Source organism: Staphylococcus massiliensis (assembly GCF_043186315.1).
Taxonomy (GTDB): domain Bacteria; phylum Bacillota; class Bacilli; order Staphylococcales; family Staphylococcaceae; genus Staphylococcus; species Staphylococcus massiliensis.
In genome coordinates this window covers 1,038,682-1,057,164 of record NZ_CP171119.1, presented here as the reverse complement: position 1 = coordinate 1,057,164, position 18,483 = coordinate 1,038,682, and the positions used below count along the sequence as shown (strand labels likewise).

The 18,483-nt window shown below is 36.8% G+C and carries 15 protein-coding genes and 1 pseudogene; 3 read left to right on the top strand and 13 right to left on the bottom strand.

Translation table 11 applies throughout. The features are described 5' to 3' along the window. Position 1 precedes the first annotated feature (1 nt). Together ACF3N8_RS04980 and ACF3N8_RS04975 are read right to left on the bottom strand one after the other, a co-directional pair. Positions 2 to 1,762, bottom strand: a complete 1,761-nt coding sequence (locus ACF3N8_RS04980; RefSeq protein WP_009384844.1) for an IucA/IucC family siderophore biosynthesis protein — start codon at positions 1,760 to 1,762, stop codon at positions 2 to 4. Next, positions 1,746 to 2,930 (bottom strand): MFS transporter, encoded by a 1,185-nt coding sequence (locus tag ACF3N8_RS04975; protein ID WP_392450352.1) that lies wholly within the window; start codon positions 2,928 to 2,930, stop codon positions 1,746 to 1,748. The genes ACF3N8_RS04980 and ACF3N8_RS04975 overlap by 17 nt, the downstream gene beginning before the upstream one ends. A 103-nt stretch (positions 2,931 to 3,033) precedes the next feature. Here ACF3N8_RS04975 and ACF3N8_RS04970 point away from each other — a divergent pair, with 103 nt between their 5' ends. After that, the gene (locus ACF3N8_RS04970; RefSeq protein ID WP_392450351.1) at positions 3,034 to 5,004 is read left to right on the top strand and encodes an IucA/IucC family protein; all 1,971 of its coding nucleotides are present in this window, start codon (positions 3,034 to 3,036) and stop codon (positions 5,002 to 5,004) included. 249 nt (positions 5,005 to 5,253) lie between these two features. Further along, the gene (locus ACF3N8_RS04965) at positions 5,254 to 6,399 is read left to right on the top strand and encodes an MFS transporter (RefSeq protein WP_009384850.1); all 1,146 of its coding nucleotides are present in this window, start codon (positions 5,254 to 5,256) and stop codon (positions 6,397 to 6,399) included. Between the two features lie 233 nt (positions 6,400 to 6,632). Here ACF3N8_RS04965 and ACF3N8_RS04960 read toward each other — a convergent pair whose 3' ends face one another. Continuing rightward, positions 6,633 to 8,156 (bottom strand): BCCT family transporter, encoded by a 1,524-nt coding sequence (locus ACF3N8_RS04960; protein ID WP_392450349.1) that lies wholly within the window; start codon positions 8,154 to 8,156, stop codon positions 6,633 to 6,635. Positions 8,157 to 8,290: 134 nt separating this feature from the next. On the opposite strand from ACF3N8_RS04960, the gene ACF3N8_RS04955 reads away from it, so the two are divergent. After that, a complete protein-coding gene (locus ACF3N8_RS04955; protein ID WP_017176753.1) occupies positions 8,291 to 9,283 on the top strand; it encodes an MsnO8 family LLM class oxidoreductase in 993 nt (330 codons plus the stop codon). A 122-nt stretch (positions 9,284 to 9,405) separates the two neighbouring features. On the opposite strand, the gene ACF3N8_RS04950 is transcribed toward ACF3N8_RS04955, so the two are convergent. The 10 genes and pseudogenes from ACF3N8_RS04950 to ACF3N8_RS04905 form a co-directional block, all read right to left on the bottom strand. Next, the gene (locus ACF3N8_RS04950) at positions 9,406 to 10,737 is read right to left on the bottom strand and encodes an RNA-binding domain-containing protein (RefSeq protein WP_009384856.1); all 1,332 of its coding nucleotides are present in this window, start codon (positions 10,735 to 10,737) and stop codon (positions 9,406 to 9,408) included. A 119-nt stretch (positions 10,738 to 10,856) separates the two neighbouring features. Continuing rightward, positions 10,857 to 11,630: pseudogene (locus ACF3N8_RS04945) on the bottom strand (ATP-binding protein); the annotation flags it as partial. Between the two features lie 520 nt (positions 11,631 to 12,150). Next, positions 12,151 to 12,345, bottom strand: coding sequence for a hypothetical protein (locus ACF3N8_RS04940; protein WP_009384858.1), 195 nt, complete (start codon positions 12,343 to 12,345; stop codon positions 12,151 to 12,153). Further along, positions 12,329 to 13,165, bottom strand: coding sequence for a hypothetical protein (locus ACF3N8_RS04935; protein ID WP_238102152.1), 837 nt, complete (start codon positions 13,163 to 13,165; stop codon positions 12,329 to 12,331). The genes ACF3N8_RS04940 and ACF3N8_RS04935 overlap by 17 nt, the downstream gene beginning before the upstream one ends. Positions 13,166 to 14,005: 840 nt before the next feature. Beyond that, a complete protein-coding gene (gene rpsI, locus ACF3N8_RS04930; protein WP_009382744.1) occupies positions 14,006 to 14,398 on the bottom strand; it encodes a 30S ribosomal protein S9 in 393 nt (130 codons plus the stop codon). A 19-nt stretch (positions 14,399 to 14,417) separates the two neighbouring features. Then, positions 14,418 to 14,855 (bottom strand): 50S ribosomal protein L13, encoded by a 438-nt coding sequence (gene rplM, locus ACF3N8_RS04925; protein WP_009382745.1) that lies wholly within the window; start codon positions 14,853 to 14,855, stop codon positions 14,418 to 14,420. 213 nt (positions 14,856 to 15,068) lie between these two features. Continuing rightward, entirely contained in the window at positions 15,069 to 15,872 is an 804-nt protein-coding gene (truA, locus tag ACF3N8_RS04920) for a tRNA pseudouridine(38-40) synthase TruA (RefSeq protein WP_009382747.1), read from the bottom strand. 3 nt (positions 15,873 to 15,875) lie between these two features. Then, positions 15,876 to 16,682: an energy-coupling factor transporter transmembrane protein EcfT gene (locus ACF3N8_RS04915; RefSeq protein ID WP_009382748.1), complete on the bottom strand. Its 807-nt coding sequence runs from the start codon at positions 16,680 to 16,682 to the stop codon at positions 15,876 to 15,878. Continuing rightward, positions 16,672 to 17,538, bottom strand: coding sequence for an energy-coupling factor transporter ATPase (locus ACF3N8_RS04910; protein WP_009382749.1), 867 nt, complete (start codon positions 17,536 to 17,538; stop codon positions 16,672 to 16,674). Before ACF3N8_RS04910 ends, ACF3N8_RS04915 begins: the two co-directional genes overlap by 11 nt. Next, positions 17,535 to 18,344 (bottom strand): energy-coupling factor transporter ATPase, encoded by an 810-nt coding sequence (locus tag ACF3N8_RS04905; RefSeq protein WP_238102153.1) that lies wholly within the window; start codon positions 18,342 to 18,344, stop codon positions 17,535 to 17,537. Before ACF3N8_RS04905 ends, ACF3N8_RS04910 begins: the two co-directional genes overlap by 4 nt. Between the last annotated feature and the right edge of the window lie 139 nt (positions 18,345 to 18,483).

Here is an 18,483-nt window from a genome sequence, read left to right as displayed (position 1 = left end):
ATTAAGTCACCTCTTTTCGTATCGGATTCGCTATATCTACAGTAATGTATTTCTTAACTTTACCTTCCATACGCATATTCATTAGTGCTTTAACCGTTATGACGTCACCGAATAAAATATCACTTAAAGCTTGAGCATGTTGTTGATCAAAGTCGATGGACTGTTCAACGACATCACGAACAATATCAAACAGTGCTTGTTCATTTACATCATCGTACTGACTGAAGTGGTGAATCAATTCCCCAAGCTGATTTTGAATGACAGCATGTTGGAATTTATGAACAACACCCTCAATATCTTCAGATAATAATGAAGTATTCGTAATTTCAATGGAAGGAACACGGTTTTGTAAAGTAGGTAAATGAATTCTTGAACCACCTAAATCCCTAACAATAAACGTCATGTCCCCATTTTGTTGTAAGTTAACGATTGTATTCTGCATATGCGCTTCGAGTGCGATACCGTACGTTTGAATATATGAAATAAGCGGTGGAATTAATGTTTCAGCGTATGTTTGGATAAAGTTTGCGATCGTATCTTTGTTCAGAGCGTCCTCGCACCATTTAATGAAACTATCAACTGTAACCGCTTCGTCAATCGGATTCTCATTCACTAGTGCTGCCGTTACCATAGTAATACCCGCTTCACCAAGATCTGGACGCTTTCTTATGATATAACCTAAGCTTTTCGCGATATCTTCTTCTGCATCCGCGTGTAAGCCGTATGGTTCCATAGCAACTTTTAAATTTGGATAAATATCTAACATGTCTTGGAGTTGATAACTGAGATGCGGCCCGTCTACAGTCGTCACTGTTGATACAGTTCGAATGGCACTCGTCGCTTGAACTTTAACGGGTAACTTCACATGATAAGGCTTTCCAATTAAATCCATCGTTCTGAACGATAGCGTTGCCTTAGAATCAACCGTAAATGGTGTTGGTACTAGTTGTTTCTCTTTTATCCAGTTTGAAAAGGCATCTATAATGACATGCTCATATTGCCAAGGATGCACAAAGACAATATGATAATCTGAAAGTTCTAATTGAAGCGGTTCAAGAAACGTCTCTAGCGGCTTTTTATATTCTGGAAGCACCTGATCTAAAATAAATGATTCATGGCCTTCGATATTCGTTTCGGTCGCTTTATCTTTAGCAATTAACATTAACTTTAAAGGAATAACCTTTTCAAACTCAGGCGCGTAAGCTCTGATTTCATCTTCAGTTAACGGTAATTTCGTCTTAGACAGCGGGTGTGTTGTATGGCCTTCAAACACAAGACTTTCTGAATACGTTAGTGGGTCGAAGTCTGTTGAATGTGCCATGTGTTGTAAGTAGACAAAGAAGTTAATACCCATTGGTAGTTGAGAGAATTTCAGCGTTGACGTAAATAAAGATTTACGATTATAAAAGGATTCATAAGTAAGTTCAAATGCGTCTCGACCATGTTTCAATTCTTTGATAAAACGTTCATTGAATGGAATATCGAATTTGGTTTGTAAGCATAAAATGAAAGCTTCTAGCTGATCAATTTGAATACTTTCATCATCATGCTGATATACAGGCACTGATGTAAAGACATATCGCTTAAACTGAGAACGATAGTTATAGGCTACCTTTAGATGATGTTGTTGATATGAAATGGTAAGCATATGGTCATCATCTCGAATGACCGTTCCCTCTTGATAGATTGATTCTTTTACAAGTGCATTTATAATTCGATAAATCACATTTAAGTTAGCTTGTAATTTAATATCCGCTTTCATGCTTTCGTCCTCCAAGGAATTCTTTATTTCTTAAACTAAAGGTAACCGCGATGATTAATGTGAGCAGTCCCATAATAATAAACGTATACGTGATGCCAATCCATTCTGTAGATAAACTCATAAGTAAACTACCGAGCGGAATCATACCACGGTCCATCATAACGACGCTTAATAATTTACCTCGATTTTCTTTAGATACTTGATTTTGAAAGTAGATGCGATTTGTAGTTCTCGCCCACTGACTAAATAATCCAGCTAAAAAGATACATCCAAATAAAATAATTGGATTCGGAAATACGACCATCATTAAACTGATACCGAATATCGCTGAACTCACATAATAAACAAATGAAGTGTGCACATTTTTAAGTAATTTTGGTAACACTAAAGTTGCCAAGATGCCACCTACAGCGCTAAACGTCATCGCAACACCAAATATTGAAGCACTATCTGGGAAGTTTTTATCAGTTAAAATTGGTAATAATGTGGTATAAGAAAAACCAGTTGCCATTATTAATAATGATGTCACGAAAATGGATCGTGCATTGGCATGATCTTTAAAGTATTGAATCGTATCTTTAAATGAAAATGGATTCTTCTTAGCAATTTCTTTATTAACAGTAAAGCTTAATGGTAAACATAACATCACCGCCGCAAAGTAACAGACTGCTTGGCATAAGAATGCGAGGGTCGCATCATGTGACGCAATAATAACCCCTGAAACTGCCGGTCCAATAGAACGACAGATATTTATAATAAAAGAGTGATAACTCACTGCTTTAGAAACAGGTAACGTAGTGGATAAATCTGGTAATACAGCTTGTCTAACGGGTGTTTCAACTGCACTTAGCGTACCGCGTAAAAATGAATAAATAAGCAGTATGGTCATTGGGACCTTATCCATACTCATACTACAAATAAATAACAATGCGGTAACGACAAGAGACGATGTAATCGTAATCTTAATTAAGTTTCCCCTATTGTGTCGGTCAGCAAGCTTGCCAGCCCAAATACTTAATAGAAGTATGGGGGCGAGTCGAAATAAGTTTATGAGTCCTAGGTAAACTGCATTTTCATAGGTATCAAAGACGTACCAGTTTAATGCAATGTGCCCAATCCAATTCCCTAGGAAAAGGAAAAAGGACCCTGTAAAAAACCATTTTGTCATGTAGTTATCACCTATCTTTTTAATTGATAACGATTCTCATTTTCGCTAATATGGATTATACAAATTTTAAATTAATTTGTAAAACAAATAATCGAGGTGCTTTATGAAAAATATAGACAATCCACAACAAACCGAACAAATTGACGTTTTTGATGAAGAATTACATACATATAACTATTTGAATTCATTTAATGTTCAATGGGCACTTTCTTTTTGTGAACATCTTAAAACGGCTAGAGATAAAATTAACCAACGCTTGATAACGTCTATTTATCGTGAAAATCTCGTTAAAGGTTACGACAATAGTCAGATTAAAGCGACTAAAGATACAGACCTGAACGATCTTGTTTCTCAAGATGATGTATTAATTATAGATTTCCCGAAAAGCGATATTTTACTACATGCGCCCATTAGAGGTGAATTTGCGTTTAACAGAGTGGAAGTAGAGGGACCTTTCTATATACAAAGTAAGGATAATCACCAATTTACACGTGTCCTGCATCCTGAAGTCGTGCTGAACTTTATTCTCACTGAAACGCCAGAACTTAAGAATGATGCGAGTGCACAATTTAGAAGTGATATGGAGAATAGTGTCGCGAACCTCGCGCTTGCTATAAGTTATCGTGACCTTAACTTTAAAGATCAAGATGAGACATTACTCACTATTTTAAAGGCCTCGGAAGATAGTTACCTAAAATCAGAACAATTCGTCTATGAAGGTCACCCGCTTCATCCTGGTGCGAAGTTGCGTAAAGGTATGACTCCAGAAGCAGTTATCAAATATTCATCAGAATTTAATCAACCTATCCCATTAAAGTTTTTACTTGTCAAAGACACACATACGCGTAAACAAACGTATGAACAAAGCTTCAACGACTATGTCTTTAGTATGTTTGATGGCTTGAAAGAGCAGGCACTTGAAGTAATAAGCGAGGATGAGTTGTCACATTATGACGTTATGGTCGTGCACCCTTGGCAGCACGCGCACATCCTTGAAAAGGACTATCAAAGAGAACTCGAACATCACGACATACTTGAAGTACCTTACGAGGTAACGTACTATGCCGGATTATCATTTAGAACATTAATGCCAAAGTACCCTATTACAACGCCTCATATTAAATTATCGACTAACGTGCATATTACAGGTGAAATTCGAACGATGTCTGAACAAACGACGTATAACGGACCACTTGTAACAGAAATTATCAATCAAATCATGGAAGATGAACAAATTTTTCATAACATTAACGCCGAACCAATTAACGAGGTAGCGGGTATACATTTTTATGACAAAGAAGATCAAGGTGAGCATCAGACGATACGAAGCGAGCAGCTCGGTAGTTTATTTAGAGAAAACTTATATCACCAAGTTTCAAAAGATCAACTGCCTATTATCCCTTCAGCACTTGTATCCTATCAACCGAATCAACCTGAAACGCTTATCGTGTCTTTAGTTAAAACCTATCAGAATCAACAAGGTATTGAAGATTATGATAAAGCAAGTATTGAATGGATGCGCACGTATGCCAAACCACTAATTGATATGGTAATTCCGCTATTGATTAAATATGGGATTGCCCTTGAAGCCCACTTACAAAACACGATTGCAGTATTTAATTCGAAAGGGCTTTTAGATAAGATGCTTATTCGTGACTTTGAAGGACTACGTATTGATAGGAAGCAACTCAATGATATGGGATTTGATACGAGTCATTTCCACGAAGCATCACGTATTCTAACTGATAGTAAAACATCGGTATTTAACAAGGCCTTCTACTCAACGATTCAGAATCATCTAGGTGAACTTGTTTTAACGATTGTCGATGAAGTCAATGATAAAAAGGCGCAACAAACATTGGAGTCACAAATTTGGCACGAAATTAGCCAGCAAATTGAAGCGAAATTATCAGAGATTGAGACGCTTGATCCATCCTTCTCAGAGGAACGTTTAACGCAGTTTCGTGAGATCTTCTTTAATGACGTCATTGATTATAAATGCGTAACAACAATGCGTTTAGAGGATCAATCACATGAATATTCGTATGTGAAAGTTGATAATCCGTTAGCTTAGGCTATCTATAAAAATAAGAACTCAGGTCTTGGACACTTGTTCAATCATAGCAAGTGTTCAAGGCCTTTTTTTATGAATAGCTCACGGATGTGCACAGTTGACCTACACCCTTTCCAAAAGAAATCGACTTTATTGAAGCGGTTCGCGGGCGTGGCTTTTCAAGAAGACGTGGCATGTTCGCTATCGCTTTATCATATGGAATATACTACAATATGTTTTGGGACATTCAAGTATAAGGAGATACATAATATGACATTAATGCGTACAATTACCTTTATATTAAGTATCTTTCTCGTTGGAATGGTCGAAATGGTAGTCGCAGGCATCATGAACTTGATGAGCCAAGACTTACATGTATCAGAAGCGCTCATCGGGCAACTCGTAACGATTTACGCGCTCACATTTGCGATTACTGGACCATTTTTAGTCAAAGTTACAGAAAAATATAATCCGAAGACCGTACTTTTATGGACGTTAGGTTTCTTTATCCTAGGTAATTTAATTATTACGATTTCACCAAATTTCTACATCTTAATTATCGGACGTATCTTATCTTCCGCAGCGGCAGCACTGATTGTAGTGAGGATTCTAGCACTCACAGTCGTACTCACTACTCCGAAAAATCGCGGTAAGATGTTAGGTATTGTTTATACCGGGTTTAGCGGTTCGAACGTCTTTGGCGTTCCAATTGGTACCGTTATTGGAGACGCGATTGGTTGGCGCTTCACGTTCCTACTAATCGTCGTCATCAGTATGTTAACGAGTATATTATTACTCATTTACCTTCCCGCAAACCTTAAGACGAAGCCTGAAACAAATCATGAACACGGCACCGTGATTAAATCTAAGTCTGAAATTGCGAAGTATATCTTAATTACATTCTTAGTGTTAACCGCGAACGCTGTAACATACATTTATATTAACCCACTGATTCATTCAGGCGGTCACGATATGAACTTTATTTCACTCAGCTTATTTATTATCGGTATTGCAGGTATTCTCGGAACTGCATTAGGCGGTTTCTTAACAGATAAGTTATCGAGTAAGTTGTGGTTACTCATTGCGATGGTCGGCTTTACGCTTGCGATGATCGGCGTGCACTTTGCGCTCGAAACATCTATCTTGTTAATGATCATCTTCTTCATTTGGCACATCACCGAATGGAGTACGAACCCTGCCGTACAAACTGGGTTGATTCAACAAATTGAAGGCGATTCAAGCCAGGTTATGAGTTGGAACATGTCGAGCTTGAACGCAGGTATCGGCTTTGGTGCGATGCTTGGCGGTTTCGTCGTAACGACATTCGATGTACACACGACCATCTTCGTTTCAACAGCGATAAGTATTCTATCCGTTTTATTAATCCTCTCTTTGAAAAGCCCTAAAAAAGCATAAGTTCATTTATCGAGACGTGTCTACTTCCGAGTAGGCACGTTTTTTCTGCCCTTTCTTGAAAAGCCCTCTAAGCAAACGGCGCGTATCGAATGAAGAATAAGTTTTTTGGGCTCTACGTCAAATTCGGTTGGTGACCTCATTCGAGGTCATTAGCCGAATTTATTATAGAGCCGTTTTTTGTCGCAACTAAAAATAGCAGGAACCTTGTTGAAGATTCCTGCCATTACGATACATTATGATTTATATTTTTCTCGTTTTTGTTTAGAATAGCGCGGTCGTTCTTCATTTAAAGCCCTGAGTAAGGACCACATCATCAGTATAATGATAATTGAGAATGGTAATGCCGCGATAATGAGTAAGTTCTGGATAGCAGTGATACCACCTGTATATAACATAATAAGTCCGAATAAAGCGAGGATAATACCCCACGTGACTTTTACAAGAGAAGATGGTTGAATGTCACCTTTAGAACTTAACATACCGAGTACGTACGTTGCGGAGTCGGCCGATGTGATAAAGAATATCGCGATAACAGCGAGTGTGATGATACTTAGAATCATACCCATCGGTAACTCTTGGAACATCGCGAATGTCGTTGTTTCTGTCGCTTGTTCAGATAGCTTAACGTGTTTTTCCTTCTGAAGATAAAGGGCTGAAGCACCGAATACCGTAAAGAACATGAAACAAACGAGTGATGGTACGAATAATACGCCGACGATAAATTCTTTGATTGTGCGACCTCGTGATACGCGGGCGATAAAGATACCTACGAATGGTGCCCAAGATATCCACCAAGCCCAGTAGAAGATTGTCCAAGAACGTACCCATTTAAGCTTCTCGCCACCGTTAATTGGAATACGTAAACTCATGCCAAAGAAATTCGCAATGTAGTCACCTAACGTATTCGCAAACATGTTTAGGATATATAGTGTCGGGCCTAATAAGAATACGAGAATGAGCACTACGAAGGCAAGGACCATATTAATATTACTTAAGAATTTGATCCCTTTATTAATGCCTGACCATGCGGACCATGTGAAAAAGATTGCCGCGATGACAGTTATGATGAGTTGTACCGTGAAGTTCGAAGGAATATCGAATAAGAACTTCAGACCTTCGTTGATTTGAAGAGCAATAAAGCCAACTGTTGCTGCTACACCGGTAATGGTTGCGATAATCGCTAGAATATCAATGATACTACCGAGTGGACCTTGCATAAGCTTCTTACCGAATAATGGTGTTAACGTTGCACTTACAAGTCCTGGATAACCACGGTGGAAACTAAAATAAGCAAATACTAAAGCAACAATGCCGTATACAGCCCAAGCATGAATTCCCCAATGAAAGAATGAGAATCTTAAGCCGTCGTTGATTGCTTCTTGCGTACCTGCTTTATGTAGTGGCGTCATTTTAAAGGCGTGACTTAATGGTTCAGCTGTCGTCCAGAATACAAGTCCTATACCCATTCCGGCACTGAATAACATCGCAAACCATGAGCCTAGTGAGAACTCTGGTTCTTCGCCTTCCTTTCCTAAAGTGATGGAACTATATCTTGAGAATAGTAAATAGATACAAACGATTAGAATGACTAACATGAGTAGTAGGTAATACCAACTAAAGTTAATCGCGATAAATTCTGTTACTGCAGTGGTACCCTTCTCAAGTTGTTTCGGCATGATGATACCTGCAATAACGAAAATTAAACAAATTAAAGCAGAAATCCAAAACGTAACCGTTAATGATTTCTTCTTCGTCATAATCCATACACGCTCCTTTTCTATATAGGTCACATACCCTTCTGACGCGATATTAAGCCTTTTCACAACCTTTATAACTCGTAGAAATACACTTATCGTGATATGCTTTAAACAACATGTAAAAAGGAGGTCTTATGGTGATATTAAATATACTAGATTATGCGCCAGTGTTTGAAGATCGCACGTCGCGTGAAGCGATCGATCATAGTATTGAACTTTCGAAACATGCGGATACTTTAAAGCTTAAACGCTACTGGTTTGCAGAACATCATAAGGTCTATTCGGTAGGTTCAAGTGCACCTGAAATGTTGATGATGGCTGCATTAGAACAAACGAAACGCATTAAAATCGGTTCAGGTGGCATTATGTTGCCGCACTATAGTCCTTATAAAATTAGTGAAATCTTTAAGACGCTTGAAGCGCGTCATCCAAATCGAACGGACTTAGGTATTGGACGTTCACCGAGCTTTAAGAAGGTGAATCAAGCTTTAAACGAGCATAAGGCACAAACCATTAACTTCTCGCAACAACTGATTGATGTGCAAAAATTCCTAACAGATGATACGGAGACGAAACACCGCTTCAAGCAATTGATTGCAACACCGAAAACTCATACGATGCCTGAGATGTGGTTACTTGGACAAAGTAAAGAAAGTGCAAAGCGTGCTGGTGAACTAGGTCTTTATTTCGCTTCATTCCATTTTAGAAAGCATGACCTAGGCTTACGCCAAACAATTGAAACGTATAAGAAACATTTTAGACTTCATCATCCCGATCGTAAGCCGTGTGCGATGATTGCGACATTTGTGATTGTGAATGAAGATTTAGACAAAGTTAAGGCTTTAGAGGAACCCTTTCACTTATGGTTACAACGTATTAATTATCTAGACCAACCTGAATTTTATCCTTCTATGTCGTATATGGCTGAGCGTGGCTTTTCAAATCGGGAAATTGAGAAAATGAAACAAAATGCAGAACGCGTGGTTACGGGGAATAAGGCGCAGGTTGAAGCGGAACTTAAGGATATGGAACAATTTTATGGCGTTGATGAATTGTTGATCTTGCCGCATATTTATGGTGAGGAGAATCGTTTCGAAGCTTTAAGTTTATTAGATGAGATGATGTAAAGAAAGCATATATCGTGTGTGACAGTGGTCATGACATGGTATATGCTTATTTAGATGTTAGAGGATTTGTATGTAAAATGCATGATTCATATAGCGTCGCAAAAGGAAGTATGTTTCTTCGTTTAAAACTTACTCAAATGCATTTTGAGCTTGTTTACTATTTTGTTTATAGCTCCAAAACGTACATATCCATCATTCTTGAGTAGCGATGATTTAAGATCAGATTTGGTTGTTAGAGTTAATTTAACTCGATCTGGTGTGAAGGACTCTTCTATGACAGGATCTAACCATTGATGTTTATGCCAAACTTGATGAATAAATTCTAAACCATATCCAGCGCGTTCTCCATAGCCAATTAAACCGAACATCCGAGCTAACGTTTGATTTCTAATGTCGCTCGTACCTCCTCGAATAGCCTTTTCAAGGGGGATGCGAAAGACGCCATGATTGATGAATGTAAAGGACGTATCGTTCTTCTCTATAATGATGTTCCCATTCTGGTTGAAATCGGCGTGGATGATTGTATTCAGCAGTGCCTCGCGGATGGCTATGTGAACGTCGGTTTCGAGTTTACGGCTCAAACAATCATCGTTGAGCTGAAATGGAACTGGAAGATTGTCTAATAATTTCGGTGCCACTTTATGAAAGTAATCGAAGAGATTTCCTGACCAATCACCCGTTTGTGAGGTGATACGATTATCCCAGCGTTGGTTAGTACCAATTCTGACATGCTCTCTATAATCCATAAAGTAGTGACTGAATTGAGTTACGATATGGTACTCTTCACCAAACATCAATAAACCTGCCGCAGTAAGTCCCGCTTCATGCGTTTCTTGGTTCTCACGATAACCTCCGATTCTTTTAAGAAACTCCAAATCCGTTAAATCATTCCAAATATGGGTTGGGTTAAGGTTTGTGAATCTTTGACGATAGCGCTTTAAGCTTTCATCGTGAACATGCGTTAAGTTGAAGCCATGGATAATTTGATGGTCACGTACTAAATTCGTTGATTCAGCAATCATCGTATCGATTTCTTGTTTGGTACATCTGTAATCCCCTTCAAAGTTACGGCGGTATGTACCAATATACGGATTAGGATTAATTGAAACCGGCTTTTGTTGTCTAAGGGCACGAGGTACATGAATAATCAATAAAGATTTGCCATTTATTCTTAAAGGATACACATCGTCACTTTGTAAGATATTTAAACTTACGTGACTACTATTGATGTGATCCCAAAATTGTTTCTGTAGCTTAACCACGTCTATACCATCTACATTTTCATAGGATTGATTCACTTCTTTAAGTCCAATGATGATTATACCTCCATTAGAATTCGCAAACGCTGAATACGTTGGCCAAATATCTTTTGGTAAACCACCTAAACCAAGTTTGCATTCTAGTTCCGCACCCTCGCCTCTTTGAATGTACTTTAATAATTGTTTCTTGTTCATCACGGCACCCCCCCTTTTTTGAAAAGTCATTTTAAATATTATAGCATGAAATAAAATAATTATATTATATAAAAGAGGTCTCTAAATGAAAAATCCTCCCTGGAATTTTAAGGGAGGATTTTTCTTAATTTACGTTCCTTAATATTATTTCTAAGAGTCAGACATACTGAATTGTGATATGGCTCAGAATATATGGGTTCATTCATAAAGTTTTCTTTCATAACACTATATATACGTTCTACTCCATTTTTAGATTCTCGATCCCCCTTATTTAAACGAATTGAAGCAGCTAACTTAGGATTGCGAGAATAGCGTTCATCTCTGATATTTGCTAATGAAATAGCGTCTGGAAATGCTCCAGGACTAATAATTTCCAACCTATCATCGAACATTTTTATACGAATATGATCACCAATATTCTCATATTTGCGATGAATGATTGCATTAATCATACCTTCAAACCATGCAAATTCTGGGTACTCAACAAGCGTTACGAATTTACCTTCTTTACCTAAGAACGTGTAGTCACGAAGTTGCGTTTTTATAAATGCTTTAGCTTCTCTAATTGCAGTTGGCAATGCTTTGTCGAAAGTCACATCTTTTACAACATTCAATCGAGCTCCTGACGTTTCTTTCGTTCCCTCATATCTAGTGAAACGAATTAGAGCGCTTGGTAGATAAACACTAATATTATCACTAAATAATAGTAGTCCTACTATAGTTAACTTCCCTTGGCGCATAAAACCTCGTGCTTTTAAAAAATTTTCGGTATTAACATGAGTTCCTAGCAGTTGTTTAAATTCGGCTACACGTTCATAGTTAACATCTTTTATTGAAGACAATTCAACTAGCTCGTCTTCAAAACGTCTTGAACCTCGGTCGTTTTCCATGTTTTGCGCCAAATTATAGTTGACCATACCCATCCCTCGCTAAAGCTTATTAAGATTTATTATAGCACGATTCAAATTTATTTAATGTAAACCATATGTATGCGTTTCCTTATACTTTATAAGAAAACACATATAGTAACAACTGTAGTATGACTTATCAATATACTAGTTATGCGTACACTTAAATTACAACGATAAATCTGATAATACGAAAAAAAACACCTCCCATCCTTCGAGAAGTGCTTAATAATATATTACGTAACACAAATTTTTACGCCTACTAACTCTCAGCAACTTTAGCAGAAATTTAATTTTTTAAAGATTGAGGTTAACTACATGGGGGTTTAGAACCTATTTCTGTGTATAATAGAACTTCGAGCTACACGTTTCTCATATTCAACCTGTTAAAGTTTTTCACTAATTAGCTTCGTAACCATAGTTAAATAGTATTTAATATACTTAATCTTAAAGCTCTTATGGGGTATCACTGTTAATTCATATATTGAGCATTTCTATATAAAATTTACTTTTCATTAAATGAATCATCTACTTTACCTATTGAAAAAATTTTCCATTGAGCAAATCTATTTCTTTTAACAAAAGTTATAAATGTTGCTTCAACCTGTTGAGGCTTGGTTACTACAAAACCATATTCGACTTGTTTTAAAATCGGTAACCAAGCAACATTTTTCTTATAATTATTATTGGATATTATCACTAAACCCCCATTCTTCACCTAATGCTAGGATAAAGTTTTTAGTTTGAATAAAATCTCCCCAATCATTAAGAGTAGGTTTATAAACAAATCTTTTTGCATCTTTATACGAGTCCCTTTCATCCTGGAAAAACTGAAAAAAATCAATTACTAATTTTATTAACTTAAGGTCTTCTTTATCGAAACTATTTTTAAAATTGGACTCATCCATAGCTACTCTTTCACCAATCAAATTTCCCCAATATCCATCTTCAAGTAGATTGTTGTATTTCTCATACTTCTTATCTCTTATAACTATAGCTTTATTAAGAGGCAATTCTTCTATAGAGGCGATATCCATTTTACTATTTATAAAATTAAATAACTCAATAATAATAGTTTCCATTTCTGAAATAAAACCATCTAAAAAATTTATTCTCGAATTATTCGTTGAACTTTGTAATCTCTGTATTCTATCACTATCAGCATGTAGATATAGTCCATAAATAATATCTTCTAGAACTTCAATTTGGTTATACCTGTTCCCCTTTGCATCTACTTGAATAATAGACCCTTCATAAATCTTTTTATATTTATCTTTTAAATTTTGAAGATAATATTTGTCATCCTTATAAATTAGGGATAGTTTATCTATAATTTTTCCTATATGAACATTATCACTCCTAGTAAGATATTTTCTTAAAAGCATAGATTTAACTTTAATGACTATATCAAAACTAACTTGTTGTTTAAGTTCATTAAATAATTTATTAAATTCTAAGTATTCCTGAGTAGTAATAATAAATAAAGAAATTTCATCATATCGCACTGTTCTTTTACTCAATTAGTTCACCTTACTCCTTATGATATATATTTAATAAGATTTTTTCTAAAAAGCTTATTTATATAATATATACTTAACTATGGGTTCTGTCTTTAGATGAGAATGCAGTAATAAAATGGACTATATTAATATCCCTATATCTGAATTATGCAATTTTAACTTGACATGTATAGTACTTTTACTTATTCCAACTAAATTACTATTAGTTTTATGATAAATATTGGATAAGTCAACGATTTTGGTTTTCATACGATTTTTAAAACTATTAACCTTATAATTTTATCCTACTTATCTTCAACTAAAACAATCATTCCATGATCATAAAAGTCAACTCTATTATACTACATAGAAAATTACTACATTCTTCTTAAATTTTCTATGTAGTTTGAGGCTTATTTAGATTTTACTGTTTATCAATAATGTATTTTCCTCTATCTCGGTTAGAAATTGTTTATATAAATTTAGCCTCAATCATAAGACAATAAATTTCACTCTTATATATACAAGCATTATTTAGTTAGGGTAATAATTAGTTTCTAAATATTATGAGCAATTTGGGTGGCAATTACATCAATTTGCTTTACTATCATAGCTACACTTGAGTAAATATATTATTATGAACTATTTAAAGTTAGATTATATTAGGCTCTGCTAAATTTTAAGAAAACAGATATTTTATTATTACATCATTTAAGCTAAGTAAGCATTTAAAAGATAAAAAAGCACTCCTCGGAACTTCCGAGAAGTGCTTTAAACGTATTTTTAATTGAAACACAAATCGCTGACGCAACTTGCGTACCAAATCTGTAAGCGAACAAATTCGCAACAGTTTGGGCAAAATTAACGTTTTGAGAATTGTGGTGAACGACGTGCTTTTTTAAGGCCTGGTTTCTTACGTTCTTTCATACGAGGGTCACGAGTTAATAAACCAGCGCGTTTTAATGAACCTCTGTATTCTGGGTCTGCTTCTAATAATGCACGTGCGATACCGTGACGGATAGCTTGTGCTTGTCCAGTGAAACCACCACCGTGAACGTTAACTAATACGTCATAGTTACCTTTTGTTTCAGTAACTTCGAATGGTTGGTTTAAGTCTAAGATTAATGATTCGAATGGTAAGTAGTCACGTACGTCACGATCGTTTACTTTGATGTTACCTTCACCAGGTACTAAACGTACACGTGCTACTGAGTTTTTACGACGGCCTGTGCCTCTATATTCAACTTGTGCCAATGTAATTTCCTCCTTCTAATTAACCACGTAACTCGTAGTTTTCTGGTTGTTGTGCAGCGTGTGGATGTTCAGCGCCACCATATACAAATAACTTTTTACCTTGTTTGTCGCCTAACTTAGTTCCTGGTAACATACCTTTGATTGAAGTTTCTAATAAACGTTCTGGGTTTGTGCGACGTAATTCACCAGCAGTGATTGATTTTAAACCACCTGGGTGATTTGAGTGACGGTAGTAAATTTTATCTTGTTCTTTATTACCTGTGAATTCGATTTCACCAGCGTTGATGATGATTACGTAGTCTCCGCAATCAACGTGTGGTGTATAAGTTACTTTATTTTTCCCGCGTAAAATAGATGCTACTTCTGATGATAAACGACCTAATGTTTGGCCTTTTGCATCAATAACATACCATTTGCGCTCAATGTTTGATTCATTAGCCATAAATGTTTGACGCATAATATTGTCCTCCTAAATTAAATGAACTCTGTTTAAACTCAAATATCCTTAACGAATTTATGAATACATGATTTTAATTTTAGATTTGTTAACTGTTGTTCGTCCTGCTTATATATCTTGTAACACAATAAGTTTGCCGGGGCTTATCGTGGGGTGATATAAAACAATACCGTCATCTATAGTATAATTTTTAGCCCTTTTTGTCAATGGTATCTAATTATTTTGTGTTGATTTTTTATAATGAATTTCGATGTCTTCACCGTAATCCTGAATCAATGCTTCATCCGAAAGATAGATCTTTTCAAGATAGAGACCTTCGGGCGGAGCAGTATGTGGAACCGCATTACGATCCTTTAATTCAAGCAAACGATTGACATCATTAGGATGACGTTTGCCTTTCCCTACTTCAATGAGAAAGGCCACGATCACACGTACCATATTATATAAGAATCCTGAGCCGGCAATGACGTAATCAAAGCCTTCTTCAGTCTCAATAATCTCACTTCTATAAATCGTACGTTCCTTACTCACGACCTCTGTCTTCTGTGAACAAAAGCCTGTGAAGTCATGCGTACCTATAAAGTGCTTAGCAGCTTCTTGCATCGCTTTAAGGTCTAAATCTTCTTTGACAAATGTCTTTAATCCATATTGAAAAGGATTGATGTGATCTTGGTGATACGTGCGATACCGGTACATTTTGCCTACACAATCATACCTACAATGAAAGTCATCGGATATAATTGTGACATCATTAACATGAATATCGTGAGGTAACGCACTATTCATGGCATACTGCCACTTCTCTTCGGATATATTTAAAGGCGTATCAAAATGAAAATATTGTTCTATCGCATGTACACCACGGTCTGTACGACTTGAAGGGTGAATTCTCACATGTCTTTTATGCATGCGTTTAAGAATCTTTTCAAATTGCTGCTGGATTGTACGGCCTTCATTTTGAATCTGAAAACCCAGATATCCGCCACCGTGGTAACTAATATTGACTAATACACGCATGACTTACACTCCTAAAAATTTTAATACTAAAATTGCGGCTACAATCGGAATGATCGTGAGTAACACGAACGTATCTTTGAGTTGCCACTTTAAGTGACGATAGCTCGTTCGTTCTTTTTTAGAATCATATCCTCGTACTTCCATTGCAATCGCAAGGTCTTCAGCGCGTTGGAAACTTGAAATGAACAATGGAATCAGTAATGGAATAAATGCTTTTAAACGTGTAATGAAATTCCCACTGTTGATGTCTGAACCACGTGACTTTTGCGCAAGTATGATCTTCTCAAGCTCTTCCATTAACGTTGGAATAAATCTTAAGGCAATCGACATCATCATACTAATCGCGTTCACTGGTACTTTGAGTCGTTTAAGCGGCGATAATAAGCGTTCAATAGCATCTGTTAGTGAAATTGGGCTCGTCGTTAACGTTAAGATTGTAGAGACAATTACAACGAATGCTAGACGCAGTACGATATACGTACCTTCAAGTATACCTTGTTGGTAAATTGAAAGGATACCCCATTCAAATAAACGTTTACCGCCTTTAGTTAAGAAAACGTGCATCAAGAACGTAAAGATCAAGAAGACGAAGATAGGCGTTAGGCCTTTTAACAAGAAAGGCAATTTAATGTCAGCAAGCTTCACCATAATCCCAATTACGATCAATACAATAAGGAATTGCGGGAACGAGTGACATAGGAATATCGCTATCATAAACAAGATCGTGAAGATGAGTTTCATTCTTGGGTCTAAACGGTGGATGATCGTATCGTTTGGTAAATATCTACCGATAATCATTTTATCTTTCATGAGAACGTCTCCAATCGTTATACATGTCTACAAACGCCTCTTCAGTTAACGCAATATCCGGAAAGTTCATGTGATATTTCGCCTCAATATCGTACTGAAGCTTCACAACATCAGGTAGATCCAAATGCAGTTTCTGGACTTCCTCAGGGTGTTTAAACAATTCTCGCGGCGTGCACGACTTCACAAGCGTACCACCTTGCATCACTTTAATCTCATCCGCATACTGACTCACTAAGTTCATCTCATGCGACACGAAGATAATCGTCTTCTGTTGTTCTAATTGCAATTGCTTAAAGAACGTCATCAACTGATACTGACTCTTTGGGTCTAAGCCCGCAGTCGGTTCATCCAAGATAATCACGTCTGGATCGCTCGATAACACGGACGCAATCGCTACCTTACGCATCTGACCACCAGATAACTGGAATGGACTCTTTTCCATCACATCCGTTGAAAAGCCCAACGTTCTTAACAAATGCTTTGACTTTTTACGCGCATTTTCAAGATTCATACCAAAGTTCTTAGGACCAAATAACACCTCATGCTCAACCGTATCTTCGAATAGCTGAGACTCAGGGAATTGAAACACCATACCGATATGTTTACGATACGGTTTAATATACTTATCCTTCGTTTTCGCTGTCACTTTCAAATCACCAAGCATAATATACCCTGATGTAGGTTTCAGAAGACCGTTTAATTGCTGAATCAACGTTGATTTACCTGATCCCGTCTTACCTACAATGGCATAAAACTTGCCACTTTCAAAGGTACCTGACACATCTTTAAGAGCTTGGTATTCGTAAGGTGTATGTTGTTGGTACGTATAGGAAACTTGAGAAAGTGTTATATTCATAATCGTTCCACCAACCGTTCATACGTACAATTTTCGATATCAAGATCGAGTAAATCTCGTATACGAAACGTAAAAGGAAGCGTTAAACCTATAGACTTGAGTTGCTCAGCATCTTTGAAAACGTCATTCATCGTACCAACTTGATGCACTTGACCTTGATTCATTACAATGATGCGGTCAGCTTCTAAAGTCTCATTAAGGTCATGCGTAATAGAAATAACCGTCATACCTTCTTCTTCCTTTAGGGTAGATACCAGTTTAAGGATGTCTTGTTTGCCCTCAGGATCTAACATCGCAGTAGACTCGTCTAAGATAATGATATCTGGTTTTAAGGCTAAGATACCTGCTATAGCGACACGCTCTTTCTGGCCGCCTGAGAGGCTCTCAGGTTCATGATAACGTTTATCATACATGCCGACCTTCTTGAGCACATCATCTACTGTAGCACGCATTTCATCATGAGGTACCGCATAATTCTCAAGACCAAAGGCTACGTCGTAAGCGATCGTCGAACCAACAAATTGGTTATCGGGATTCTGAAACACGATACCTACTTGTTCTCGCATAGTTTTGAGTGATGCTTTATCATGTATATCACCATTGATCTTGATAGTACCTTCATTGACAGTTTCGATCCCAACAATAAGTTTCGCAATCGTAGACTTACCTGAACCGTTATGACCAACGATACTCGTCCAACTGCCTTTAGGAACTTCAAAACTCACATCTTTCAATATATGACGCGCATCGCCTTGATAGGAGAACGTTACATTTTCAAATGCGACAGCTGGTTCCGTCCTACACATAAAGGTTTCCCCTTCCTACTTTATACTCACTTCACCATTTTACATGATTCCTTCAAACATGTATATCGCGTGAGTGAAATCATGTCTTTTTCTTTTCACATAGGAAAAGAGAGGTGTTAAAGTTGAAACAACGTTTAAC

Coding starts and splice junctions, on each gene's coding strand:
- rplM (WP_009382745.1), bottom strand. CDS start 14,855: ATGCGTCAAACATTTATGGCTAATGAATCAAACATTGAGCGCAAATGG.
- truA (WP_009382747.1), bottom strand. CDS start 15,872: ATGCGTGTATTAGTCAATATTAGTTACCACGGTGGCGGATATCTGGGT.
- ACF3N8_RS04905 (WP_238102153.1), bottom strand. CDS start 18,344: ATGTGTAGGACGGAACCAGCTGTCGCATTTGAAAATGTAACGTTCTCC.
- ACF3N8_RS04965 (WP_009384850.1), top strand. CDS start 5,254: ATGACATTAATGCGTACAATTACCTTTATATTAAGTATCTTTCTCGTT.
- ACF3N8_RS04980 (WP_009384844.1), bottom strand. CDS start 1,762: ATGAAAGCGGATATTAAATTACAAGCTAACTTAAATGTGATTTATCGA.
- ACF3N8_RS04910 (WP_009382749.1), bottom strand. CDS start 17,538: ATGAATATAACACTTTCTCAAGTTTCCTATACGTACCAACAACATACA.
- ACF3N8_RS04955 (WP_017176753.1), top strand. CDS start 8,291: ATGGTGATATTAAATATACTAGATTATGCGCCAGTGTTTGAAGATCGC.
- ACF3N8_RS04975 (WP_392450352.1), bottom strand. CDS start 2,930: ATGACAAAATGGTTTTTTACAGGGTCCTTTTTCCTTTTCCTAGGGAAT.
- ACF3N8_RS04915 (WP_009382748.1), bottom strand. CDS start 16,682: ATGAAAGATAAAATGATTATCGGTAGATATTTACCAAACGATACGATC.
- ACF3N8_RS04970 (WP_392450351.1), top strand. CDS start 3,034: ATGAAAAATATAGACAATCCACAACAAACCGAACAAATTGACGTTTTT.
- ACF3N8_RS04960 (WP_392450349.1), bottom strand. CDS start 8,156: ATGACGAAGAAGAAATCATTAACGGTTACGTTTTGGATTTCTGCTTTA.
- ACF3N8_RS04950 (WP_009384856.1), bottom strand. CDS start 10,737: ATGAACAAGAAACAATTATTAAAGTACATTCAAAGAGGCGAGGGTGCG.